7 protein-coding genes are annotated in these 9,449 nt (G+C 37.1%); 6 read left to right on the forward strand and 1 reads right to left on the reverse strand.

The window, feature by feature from the left end:
• The first annotated feature begins 39 nt into the window (after positions 1 to 39).
• Together GVN22_RS18120 and yidC are read left to right on the forward strand one after the other, a co-directional pair.
• Positions 40 to 1,692, forward strand: a complete 1,653-nt coding sequence (locus GVN22_RS18120; protein ID WP_166552421.1) for a CTP synthase — start codon at positions 40 to 42, stop codon at positions 1,690 to 1,692.
• 235 nt (positions 1,693 to 1,927) lie between these two features.
• Entirely contained in the window at positions 1,928 to 3,775 is a 1,848-nt protein-coding gene (gene yidC, locus GVN22_RS18125) for a membrane protein insertase YidC (RefSeq protein ID WP_166552422.1), read from the forward strand.
• A 157-nt stretch (positions 3,776 to 3,932) separates the two neighbouring features.
• Here yidC and GVN22_RS18130 read toward each other — a convergent pair whose 3' ends face one another.
• Positions 3,933 to 4,382 carry a GNAT family N-acetyltransferase gene (locus tag GVN22_RS18130; RefSeq protein ID WP_166552423.1) on the reverse strand — a complete coding sequence of 150 codons (450 nt, stop codon included), beginning with the start codon at positions 4,380 to 4,382 and terminating at the stop codon, positions 3,933 to 3,935.
• Positions 4,383 to 4,513: 131 nt separating this feature from the next.
• Between GVN22_RS18130 and GVN22_RS18135 the strand changes: the two genes are divergently transcribed.
• The 4 genes from GVN22_RS18135 to GVN22_RS18150 all read left to right on the forward strand — a co-directional run bounded on the left by GVN22_RS18135 (position 4,514) and on the right by GVN22_RS18150 (position 9,072).
• Complete coding sequence (locus GVN22_RS18135; protein WP_166552424.1) at positions 4,514 to 6,121, forward strand: ABC transporter substrate-binding protein; 1,608 nt, start codon at positions 4,514 to 4,516, stop codon at positions 6,119 to 6,121.
• Positions 6,122 to 6,155: 34 nt separating this feature from the next.
• On the forward strand, positions 6,156 to 7,448 hold the full coding sequence (gene hemL, locus GVN22_RS18140; RefSeq protein WP_166552425.1) for a glutamate-1-semialdehyde 2,1-aminomutase: 1,293 nt from the start codon (positions 6,156 to 6,158) through the stop codon (positions 7,446 to 7,448).
• A gap of 125 nt (positions 7,449 to 7,573) precedes the next feature.
• Complete coding sequence (locus GVN22_RS18145; RefSeq protein WP_166552426.1) at positions 7,574 to 7,942, forward strand: hypothetical protein; 369 nt, start codon at positions 7,574 to 7,576, stop codon at positions 7,940 to 7,942.
• Between the two features lie 119 nt (positions 7,943 to 8,061).
• Positions 8,062 to 9,072, forward strand: coding sequence for a glycosyltransferase family 2 protein (locus GVN22_RS18150; protein ID WP_166552427.1), 1,011 nt, complete (start codon positions 8,062 to 8,064; stop codon positions 9,070 to 9,072).
• The last annotated feature ends 377 nt before the right edge of the window (positions 9,073 to 9,449 follow it).

Consider the following 9,449-nt stretch of genomic DNA (forward strand, 5'->3'; position numbering starts at 1 on the left):
TCGTTCATCGGAAAATTCACAAATCAATCATTTCTTACAATGTCAGGTAAAGGGCAACCTAAAACCGCGAAATACATCTTTGTTACGGGCGGTGTGACTTCTTCATTAGGCAAAGGTATTATTGCCTCATCATTAGCAAAACTTCTGCAAGCCAGAGGATTATCGGTAACTATTCAAAAATTTGACCCGTATATCAATATCGATCCGGGTACACTTAACCCTTATGAGCATGGGGAGTGTTATGTAACCAACGATGGCGCTGAAACTGACCTTGACTTGGGTCACTATGAGCGTTTCTTGGGCGTACCAACTTCACAAGCAAACAACATTACAACTGGTCGTATTTACTACAATGTAATCACAAAGGAACGTCGTGGTGATTATTTGGGTAAAACCGTTCAAGTAGTTCCTCACATCACGGATGAAATCAAAAGAAGCATCTTGTTGTTGGGCGAAACTGGCGAATACGACGTCGTAATCACTGAAATCGGTGGTTGCGTGGGTGACATCGAGTCACTTCCATTTATTGAGGCTACTCGTCAATTAAAATGGGATTTAGGTGAGAAAAACACGTTGTTTATACACCTAACATTGGTTCCATATTTGGCATCAGCGGGTGAGCTTAAAACAAAACCAACTCAACACTCAGTACGTCAATTGTCAGAATCTGGTATTCAGCCTGATATTTTGGTATGTCGTACAGAGCATCCTCTTCCACAAGATATGCGTCGCAAAATTGCCCTATTCTGCAACGTATCTGCCAACGATGTGATTGAGGCTATGGACGCTGAGACTATCTATGATGTACCTTTATTGATGCGTAAAGAAAAATTAGACGCAAGAGTATTGTACAAATTAGATATTTACAACGACCGTGATGCAGACTTAGACCAATGGAAAGCGTTCTTGGGTAAATTGAAAAACCCTACAGAACAAATCACTATCGGTTTGGTTGGTAAATATGTAGAATTGAAAGACTCGTATAAATCTATTGCTGAAGCAATTATTCATGCGGGTGCGGTTTGTGAAACAAAAGTAAATATTCGTTGGATTTCTTCTGAAACGCTAATCGATGCTGGTTATGAAAGCAGATTGGCCAACTTAGATGGTATCTTGGTAGCGCCAGGTTTTGGTGAGCGTGGTATCGAAGGTAAAATCAACGCTGTAAAATATGCCCGTGAGCACAAAATTCCATTCTTTGGTATTTGCTTGGGTATGCAATGTGCCGTAATCGAGTTTTCTCGTAACGTATTGGGACTTGCTGAAGCACACTCTTCAGAAATGAATCCTGAAACAGCACATCCTGTAATCGACATCATGGCTGAGCAAAAGGATATTACCAACAAAGGTGGTACAATGCGTTTGGGTGCTTATGGTTGTAAAATCGAGAAAGGTTCATTGGCTCATAGTATCTACGGAAAATTGAATATCCAAGAGCGTCACCGTCACCGTTATGAGTTCAACAATAATTATTTTGAACAAATCAAAGCGGCTGGAATGGTTCCTACAGGTATCAATACAGACTCTGGTTTGGTAGAGATTGTTGAAATCAAAGATCATCCATTCTTTATTGGTGTTCAATTCCACCCAGAATATAAATCAACGGTGGTAAATCCTGCTCCGTTGTTCGTACATTTTGTAAAAGCGGCTTTAAAAAATGCGTCTCCAGTAACAAAAGGAACAAGTAAATAACCTTTTGTAAAAAAATACAGCTAAAAAGCCAAGTTCTTTGTAATTTTGCACCGCCAAAGTCGAGGCGGTGCATTTTTATTTCTTTACCATTCGATTTTAAATATTTAACAAGAAAAGACGAACCGAAAGTTATTTTTGAGATGACTCACAGATACCAAGGTCAAACTTTTAAATACTACAATTCCAAAAATAACTAGCCTTTTAAAAATGAAAGGCACTTTTAAACAAATACCAAATGGATAGAAATCAAGTCACGGGGCTATTATTGCTGATGGGGATGTTGCTGGGGTACCAGTTTTTCTTTGCTCCGAAAGAAGAACCAAAACAAGCACAAAAGGCGCAAGTTGCACAAACTACTGTACACAAAACAGTAGCTCCAACCACTGATACTGTAGCTTTGAAGGCCGCAGCGGGTGATTTTGCGACGGCGGCTACTGGTGTAGCGCAAGATGTGGTTCTTGAAAACAAAGACATCAAAGTTACTTTCTCTACGCAAGGTGGTAAAGTAAAACAAGTATTGCTTAAGCACTACAAAACATATAATGATTTTGCGGCTCATAAAGAAAACCCATTGACTATTTATGATGAAGCATTCGACAAACTTTCTTTTGAATTAGCTACGACAAAAGGTAATGTAGACATCAACAAGTTGTTCTTTACTACTCAATCAAAAGGTGGTGTGGTAGCTGAGGGTCAAAAACAATCTGTAACGTTTACATTGGCTCTAGCAAACGGTCAGTCTATCGAACAGACTTATACTTTGGCTGGTGAAGGTTTCTTAGTTGACCAAAATACTCAAATCAAAGGATTGGACGGTTTGTTGAAAAGCCAAACTGCTAAAATCAATTGGATTGAAGAGGTTCGTCCTACAGAAAAAGATTTAAACGAAAACCGTAAGGCTACTGTTAACTACCTAATCGCTGAAGGTGAAGAGTTCGACCAGTTGACAGAAAACCCTACAAGTGCCAACGATGCTACAGTTGAAAAGCCATTAAATTGGTTGACTTTCAAGAAAAAGTACTTCTTGTCAGGTTTTATTGCTAAAAACACTCCTATTACTAAAGCACAAATTTGGGCAACACCAAATCCACAAGATTCGGTTAATATCAAAACATTACGTGCTAACATGGAGGTTTCTTTGGCAGACATGAAAGCTGGTAAAGGACAATATCAATGGTATTTTGGGCCAAACGACTACAACAAAATCAAAGAAATTGCTCCTGCATTTGGTCGTAACGTAAAATTGAGTTATGATATTTTCTTACCAATTACACGTTATGTTTTTGTTCCATTGTTCAATGTTCTTGAAACAGTGTTTAGCAACTATGGTTTATTGATTATTGCTTTGGTATTGGTAATTAAGTTTGCCTTGTTGCCATTGACATACAAATCGTATGTAAGTATGGCAAAAATGCGTATTCTTCAACCAGAATTGAATGCTATCAAAGAAAAGATAGGTGACGACGCAGCTAAATTGCAACAAGCTCAAATGAAATTGTATGGTGAGGTAGGTGTAAGTCCATTGAGTGGTTGTGTGCCTGTGTTAGCTACCATGCCAATTTTGATGGCGGTATTTATGTTGTTCCCTAACTTGATTAACCTTCGTCAGGAGGCATTCTTGTGGGCAAATGACCTTTCTACTTATGACTCTGTTTGGGATTTGCCATTTAGCATTCCTTTTTACGGTAACCACGTCAGTTTATTTACTTTGTTGATGACCCTTTCGAGTATTGCATACGGTTATTACAACAACCAAAATACACCAGATCAAGTAGGTCAGCCAATCGATATGAAGAAAATGGCTTATATCACGCCAGTAATCTTTATGTTCGTGATGAACTCACTTCCTGCAGGTATGAGCTTCTATTACTTTGTCTCTAACTTAGTAACGATTTTACAACAAATCGGTATTCGTAAGTTTGTTGACGAAGATAAAATCAAACAGATTTTGGAAGACAATCGTAAGAAAATCGCTGCTGGTGGAGGTAAAAAATCTCGTTTTTCAGAATATTTGCAAAAGCAAATGAAAGCTGCTGAAGAAATGCAGAAACAGCAAAACGATGATAAGAAGAAGAAAAAATAATTATCTGATTTGAGAATTTGAAAATTCGATAATTTGAAAATTGCTATTTAATATAAATAATTAGCTAAAAAAAGGTCTTCATAGAGAGATAGATTGTTTCTCTATGAAGACCTTTTTTTAATTTTCAAATCTTCAAATCACCAAATTTTCAAATTAATCAATCTTTCAGCATTTCTATATGCTCAATACCATCTTCGAGATAAATTTCGCTTGTTTGAACAAAGCCAAAAGATTCGTAAAATCCCTTTAGATACAACTGTGCTCCTAGCTTGATAGATGAGCCGTAAAGTTCTTCAGCCAATTCGATAGAATTTCTCATTAATTCCTTTCCTACGCCATATTTTCTTACTCTGGGAGAAGTTACCACCCGTCCAATAGACGCCTCTTCATAGGATAGCCCTGGAGGAACGATGCGAGTATAGGCTACAATCTGTTGAGTTTCAGTATCAAATCCCATTAGGTGATGACATTTAAAGTCCTTATCATCAAGATCTTGAAACGGACAATTTTGCTCCACAATAAACACTTCGCAACGTAACTGCAAGATTTGATAAAGTTCTGTCGTGCTGAGATTTCTAAAATGTTTATAGTACCAGTTCAAATTCATAAGAGGATAATTAATAGTTTGTGATTTTAGGTTGACAATAGTAAATTTAATAATAATGTCATCAATTACCCCAACTTAATCGGCATTCGTCAAAGTTTATTATATTTGTACAATCACAAATTCCATGAATTATGAAGAAATTATTGTTAGGAGTGTTACTTGGGGCATCATCCTACGGCTTCAGTCAGGCACAAAATAATCTGTCAGAATATGAAGCTCAGTATCAAAAAGCCTTACTTTTCTATCAAAACAATGATTTTGAAAAAGCTAGAATCGCCTTTAGCCAGTTAAGTAACCTTCGTTTTAATAATCCTATTGTTCCTTATTCTTATTATTTTCAAGCTTTGGCTGCCATCAAAGTCGGAAAATATACCGAAGCAGAATCTAGTTTACAGAATCTTCAATTAAGATACCCAAACTGGGAGAAAAATGAAGAAGTAGCCTATCTCTATGCAACCATTGCGTTTGAGAATAAAGATTATGCAAAAGGACTTCAGATTGCCAATGCCATTAACTCCGATTCTCTTAAAAATGATTTAAAGGATCTGAAGAGAAATTTCCTTTCAGAAATTACTGACCCCAAAAAATTAACCTCATTGAGTGAACAATTTCCTGAAGAAATATTGCTAAAAGAACGTATCCAAGCCAAATCTTCTGAAATGTCTTCAACCAAAGACCTACAGCAATATCGCTTGAATAAGGGATTTCTTAATTTTGCTTTTTTACTTCCAGTAAATATCGATGAGCTATCGCCTGACCATCCACGTCGCTCCAACCAATATGTCTTAGATATGTATCAAGGAGCAAAACTGGCAAAAGCACAATTACAAAAGGAAAAAATTAATGTTAACCTTCAGGTATATGATATTTCCAACGACGGTGATCAAATGCTCGAAGTATTGAATAATGCCTATTTCCAAACTACCGATTTACTGGTTGGCCCACTATATTCAGAAAGTAACAAGTTGGCAAATGTCTATTGCGAGAGTTATCAAATACCGCTTATCAACCCTATTTCTAATAATGAAAAACTCTTAGAAATCTTCGATAAGTCATTTTTAGCGCAACCATCTGTCAAAATGCAAGCCATCAAAGCGGCGGAATATGTGACAAAACAGGCATTTTTAGGACGTAATGCTGCTATTTTCTATACTTCATCTAGCACAGATTCTTTGTTAGCAGAAGCTTATAAACAAGTACTCGTTAAAAAGGGTTATGATATTGAAGCATTTGTGAAAGTAACCGCCAACTCCGAAGTGATTGCTAGCAAAATTCCTGATAAGAAACTTAGCCATGTTTTTTTGGCAACTTCTGACAAAAAAGCAGGTTTGGCAATGCTCACAGCTTTACAGAAAGATTTATCAACCCCACTTGTTACCACTGCTGAGGCTTTTCAATCAAGTAATTTGAGTGGCGCTACCGTAGCAGGTAGAGAAATTTACTGTATTGATCCTGAGTTTATCGACAACGAAAATCCAGAAGTAGATAAATTTAAAAAAGAATATTTTGCCAAATATGGAAGCATTCCTTCCTATTATTCGTTCTGTGGATATGATATGACTTTGTTTTGGGGTAGAGTTCTTTCTAAATATGGTATAAACTTCAAAAAAGGGTTAGACGATTTAGATACCTACAAACAATCTTTTTCAACGTCAGGATACGATTACACGCAATCTCAAGATAACCAAGTAGTACCTATTACTACTTTCCAAAATTATAAATTTGTATTAGCTAAATAGTGCATGGGCTACCATCGCATTAATTTTTGACAAAATGACTACTAAAAACAGCCAAGAACTTTTCGACAAAGCTAAAAACTACATCCCTGGCGGTGTAAACTCACCTGTAAGAGCTTTTAGAGCCGTTGGAGGAAATCCTCTTTTCATCAAATCTGCTAAAGGTGCCTACCTTTACGATGAAGATGGAAATGCATTCATCGAACTAATTAACTCATGGGGACCTATGATTTTGGGTCATGCTAATGAGTTGGTCGAAAAAGCAGTTGCCGATGCTATTCAGTTAGGTTTTTCTTATGGTGCCCCTACTCGTCGTGAAGTAGAAATGGCAGAACTCATTACTTCAATCGTACCTTCTGTTGAAAAAGTACGTATGGTAAACTCTGGTACAGAGGCTACAATGTCGGCTATTCGTGTGGCACGTGGTTATACAGGTCGTGACAAAATCATCAAATTCGAAGGTTGTTATCATGGTCATGGTGATTCATTTTTGATTGCAGCAGGTTCTGGGGCAATTACATTTGGACATCCTGACAGTCCAGGCGTTACCAAAGGTGTAGCCAATGATACACTAACGGCTCCTTATAACGATCTAGCGGCTGTACAAACGCTAGTGGACGCGAATCAAGGTCAAATTGCTTGTATTATTCTTGAGCCAGTAGTTGGTAACATGGGTCTTGTAAAACCAGCGGAGGGCTTCTTAGAGGGGCTTCGCCAAATTTGCGACAAAGAGGGTATTGTATTGATTTTTGATGAAGTAATGACTGGTTTTCGCTTGGCTAAAGGCGGCTTCCAAGAACGTTGTGGTGTAACACCTGATATGACGACCATGGGTAAAATTATCGGCGGAGGTATGCCAGTTGGTGCTTACGGTGGTAAAAAAGAAATCATGGATTGTGTTTCGCCTGCGGGTCCTGTATATCAAGCAGGTACACTTTCAGGAAACCCCATTGCGATGGCGGCTGGTCAAGCCATGTTGACTTACTTGAACGAGCATCCAGAAGTATATGAGCGAATCGAAACGGTTGGTAATACCTTAACATCTGGTATTCGTGCCAATATGCAAAAACTTGGTTTGAACTATACACTCAACCATGTTGGTTCAATGTTTACTTTATTCTTTACGGATAAGCCTGTAAACAATTTTGAAGATGCAAAATCATCAGATACTGCACTATTCGGTAAATTCTTTAATGCGATGCTGAAAAGAGGTGTCTATATGGCTCCTTCACAATACGAAGCAATGTTTATCTCTACTGCGTTGACAGACGAACACGTAGCTCAAATCTTGGATGCGAGTTACGAGAGTTTCCAAGAAATCTTAGCATAAGTAAAAGTGATTTGTTAATAGTATATTGGCTATTAGAATCCGCTCATAATCAGAAGAATATTACCATCATTTTCCATTGAAGGTCAGCAATGTTGCTGACCTTTTTTCAAACCTCTCCTTTCAATATGAAACCCTATCTCCTTTCCTTTTTTGTGTGTCTACTACTTTTTTCTTGTGGAAATTCTGAAGTAGATAAACTTCGTGACGAAAATCGTGCTTTGAAAGAGCAATTACGCACTGCCCAAAACGGTGGTGATTCACATAAGTATATCCTCAAACTCCGTTTGAAACAATCGCATTTATCATTAAGCATCAAAAAGCATATCAAAGATGCCATGAACGCAGTAGATTTTGAGATTCCAGTTGACAAAGAGTTTTATGATAGTGTAGAAGAAGGACAAGAAATTATTGATAATTTCAGATTTGGCTCAATGGTTTTATACGGAAGCTTTGGTGATTGGGAGCTGAAAGTGAAGAAAAAATATGTAAAATGAGTAATTTTGTGGTCTGAAATGTAAGGTTACTCAACTACTATAAACTTGTTGAACTCTCACTTTTCTTTTTTCAACACAAAAATTAAAAATAACTGTTGTTTGAGCACAGCGCTTTTTCCATGCGAAATTATTCCATTATTATTCCTGTATATAACCGTCCCGACGAATTAGATGAACTGCTAGCTTGTCTGACAAAACAAACCTACAAAATTTTTGAAGTGGTCGTAGTAGAGGATGGCTCTGCTATAAAAGCTGATAAAATTGTTGAGAAATACCATTCTCAACTAGAGATAACATATATCCAACAACAAAACACAGGTCAGGGGTTTGCACGTAATACAGGTTTTAAGCATGCCAATGGCGATTATTTCATCATTCTAGACTCCGATGCGCTGATAGAACCTAACTATCTGGAAATCGTAGAAAAACAACTCAATAGCAATTTCCTAGACCTTTACGGAGGTCCCGACCGCGACCATCCTAATTTCACGCCTATCCAAAAAGCCATTAGCTACTCAATGACCTCACTATTTACAACTGGGGGAATTAGAGGAAGTAAAAAAAATCTTGGTGGAACATTTCATCCACGAAGCTTTAATATGGGTATGTCGAAGGAAGTTTATCGCAAAACACAAGGCTTCATTATTACCCGTATGGGCGAAGATATTGAGTTTTCAATTCGTGCTATTAGCTTGGGGTTTAAGTCGGGATTAATTCCTGAAGCTTTTATTTATCATAAAAGAAGAACCAGTTTTGTACAGTTTTATAAACAATTGAGATTTTTTGGGAAAGCAAGAATCAATATCAGTCGCTTTTTTCCTAAAGAACTCAAATTGGTGCATACTTTTCCTATGGTCTTTACCCTTGCCTTGTTTAGTATTCCTTTATGGGGGTTGGTGTTCAAACCATTTTTCTATCTGGCTATTGGGGCTTTTGCAATATATACATTACTAAATTTCATTGATTCGACTTTGAAGAATAAAAGTCTACAAGTTGGCTTGCTTAGTATTATTGCTGTTTATGTTCAATTAGTAGGCTATGGTATCGGGTTTATTTCAGAAGGTTGGAAAAAACTTTTTGAAGAAAAAGGATACAAACAGCTAGGCGATAACATCGAATATCCATCCTGATTGAAGTGATAAGTTTTGTGTGTGGAGTTTTGAAAAATTTAGTGGATGAGTGAGTGATTATTTTAAATATTCTAGCAGTAGAGACGCAATGATTGCGTCTTAAAACCAGTTATATCTAGCATGGTAAAATCAAAAAAAGCGGTCAAAAATTTATTTTTGACCGCTTTTTTAATATGTTTTCGAATGATACATTTTTAGAAGAGGAAAAGCATTACGCCTCTACAAATAAAATAACCACTCATTTAATTACTATTCACTAAATTAATGAAGCTGTTTAAACTTTCATAAACTTGCTCGCGTAAGCAATGAATTTATACTGTTTGAGCGAAGCGAGTTTATAAATTCTTGATTTTTTTGCGGCCGCCGCTGCGGTTACT

Origin of the sequence: Cellulophaga sp. BC115SP (assembly GCF_009905545.1) — a bacterium.
In the GTDB taxonomy this organism is placed as follows: domain Bacteria; phylum Bacteroidota; class Bacteroidia; order Cytophagales; family Spirosomataceae; genus Flectobacillus; species Flectobacillus rivi.

Bases quoted from the DNA above. Each gene is read 5' to 3' on its own strand.
- yidC (WP_166552422.1), top strand. From the start codon at position 1,928: ATGGATAGAAATCAAGTCACGGGGCTATTATTGCTGATGGGGATGTTG.
- GVN22_RS18150 (WP_166552427.1), top strand. From the start codon at position 8,062: ATGCGAAATTATTCCATTATTATTCCTGTATATAACCGTCCCGACGAA.
- GVN22_RS18130 (WP_166552423.1), bottom strand. From the start codon at position 4,382: ATGAATTTGAACTGGTACTATAAACATTTTAGAAATCTCAGCACGACA.
- GVN22_RS18120 (WP_166552421.1), top strand. From the start codon at position 40: ATGTCAGGTAAAGGGCAACCTAAAACCGCGAAATACATCTTTGTTACG.
- GVN22_RS18145 (WP_166552426.1), top strand. From the start codon at position 7,574: ATGAAACCCTATCTCCTTTCCTTTTTTGTGTGTCTACTACTTTTTTCT.
- hemL (WP_166552425.1), top strand. From the start codon at position 6,156: ATGACTACTAAAAACAGCCAAGAACTTTTCGACAAAGCTAAAAACTAC.
- GVN22_RS18135 (WP_166552424.1), top strand. From the start codon at position 4,514: ATGAAGAAATTATTGTTAGGAGTGTTACTTGGGGCATCATCCTACGGC.